Genomic DNA, 2,169 nt, shown 5'->3' on the forward strand with positions numbered 1-2,169 from the left:
CTCGCGGGTCTCCTCGGGCCGCTGCTTGGGCTCGGCGCGCGACAGGTAGTATTCGTCGCGATAGACGAACATCACCACGTCGGCGTCCTGCTCGATCGAGCCCGATTCGCGCAGGTCCGAGAGCATCGGCCGCTTGTCCTCGCGCTGCTCGACCGCGCGCGAGAGCTGCGAGAGCGCCAGGACCGGAATGTTCAGCTCCTTGGCGATCGCCTTCAGCCCCTGGGTGATCTCGCTGACCTCCTGGACCCGATTGGCCTGGGACGCGGCGCTGCCACGCAGGAGCTGGAGATAGTCGACCACCAGCAACGACAGGCCGTAGCGGCGCTTGAGCCGCCGGGCGCGGGTGCGCACCGCCTGGATGCTGAGCGCCGGCGTGTCGTCGATATAGAGTGGGCGGCGCGCCAGCTCCTGGCTGGCGACCACGAGGCGCTTCCAGGCATCCTCGTCGAGCATGCCTCGGCGCAACTCGTCCGACGGGATCCGCGATTCCGCCGATAGGAGCCGGGTGGCCAGCTGTTCCGCCGACATCTCCAGCGAGAACACGCCCACCGGGTAGAGCTTGCTCTCGTCTTCCTCGTCCATCGGCGTCGCCGCGGAGTTGGCGGCGATCGTCACCGCCAGCGCCGTCTTGCCCATGGACGGGCGGCCGGCCAGGATCAGCAGGTCCGAGGGCTGCAGCCCGCCTAGCTTCTCGTCCAGGCCCTGCAGCCCGGTCGGCACGCCGGTGACCCGCCCGGCCTTCTTGAAGGCGGCCTGGACCAGGTCGACCGCCGCGGTGATGACGTTGGTGAAGGGGCGAAACCCGCCTTCCGCGGCCCCGGCCTCGGCCAGCCGGAACAGCTTCTGCTCCGCTTCCTCGATCTGCTCCCGGCCCGACGCCATCTCGGCCTTATCGTGGGCGCGGTTGACCACCTCGCTGCCGACATCGATCAGGCCGCGCTTGAGCGCCAGGTCGTGGATCTGCTCGGCATAGTGGCCGACATCGACCACCGCCTCGGCGGCGCGGGCGAGCTTGGCGAGGTACTTCGCCCCCTCCATGCCCTTGAGTGCCTCGTCGTCCTCGAACAGGAGCTTGAGCGTCACCGGGTCCGCAAGCAGGCCGCGCTCGATCCGCTGCTGGCAGATCGTCCAGATCCGGGCATGGACCGGCTCGTAGAAATGCTCGGCGGTCAAAAACTCCGCCGCGCGGTGGAACGCCTCGTTGTCGACCAGGATGCCGCCCAGCACCGCCTGCTCCGCCTCCAGATTGTGCGGACGAACGCGGAAACCGGCCGACGCCTCTTCGGACGCCGAGGCCTTCATGTCGGCTAGGCTGCTCATGGGGCACCCCTGTACCAGCCGCCGCCCGGCCGGGCGAGCCCAGGCCGGCGACACCGCCGCACGAACTTGGCGACCGGCGGCCAATTCATGATAGACTGATCGTTCGACTGGGCGGACCTGCAACGAGGCGGGAACCGGATCATGCCGAGCGTTTTTGCACAAACGAACCCGAGAACGGCAAAAACCTTAGCTATATCAACGACATGGCGAGTTCCGGCACCGCGCCCGGCACCACCGGCGGACCAGACGCAAACTTCTGCACGAACAAACCCGAGAACTACAAAAAGCCGAACTCCTTCAAGGAGTTGACCGTCCGCCACCCTGTCCGTCGGTCTCCCGAGCTAGCCGGGTGGCCCAACGATCCGGCCTCAGCCTTCCATCTTCAGCGCCGCCAGGAAGGCCGCCTGCGGGATCTCGACCTTGCCGATCGAGCGCATCCGCTTCTTGCCGGCCTTCTGCTTCTCCAGGAGCTTGCGCTTGCGGGTGACGTCGCCGCCATAGCAGCCGGCGATCACGTCCTTGCGGAACGGCTTGATCGTCTCGCGCGCGATGATCTTGGCGCCGATCGCGGCCTGGATCGCGATCTGGATGTTCTGCCGCGGGATCAGCTCCTTCAGCCGCTCGCACAAGGCCCGGCCGCGGTTCTCGGCCGCCGAGCGGTGGACGATCAGCGCCAGGCTGTCGACCGGGTCGCCGTTGATCAGGATCGACAACTTGACCAGGTCGCTCTGCTCGTACTCGCCGAGCTGGTAGTCGAAGCTGGCATAGCCTCGGCTGAGCGACTTCAGCCGGTCGTAGAAGTCGTAGACCACCTCGCCCAGCGGCAGGTTGTAGACCACCATCGCCCGG

At 67.3% G+C, this 2,169-nt stretch carries 1 protein-coding gene and 1 pseudogene; both read right to left on the bottom strand.

Annotation, left to right across the window (positions count from 1 at the left end; translation table 11 throughout):
- A partial coding sequence (locus EQG76_RS10615) for a replicative DNA helicase (protein ID WP_159713175.1) occupies window positions 1–1,320 on the bottom strand: 1,320 nt, incomplete at its 3' end.
- Between the two features lie 368 nt (window positions 1,321–1,688).
- Window positions 1,689–2,169 (bottom strand): annotated as a pseudogene (locus tag EQG76_RS10620) (elongation factor 4); the annotation flags it as partial.

It is taken from the genome of Geminicoccus flavidas (assembly GCF_009806515.1).
In the GTDB taxonomy this organism is placed as follows: Bacteria; Pseudomonadota; Alphaproteobacteria; order Geminicoccales; family Geminicoccaceae; genus Geminicoccus; species Geminicoccus flavidus.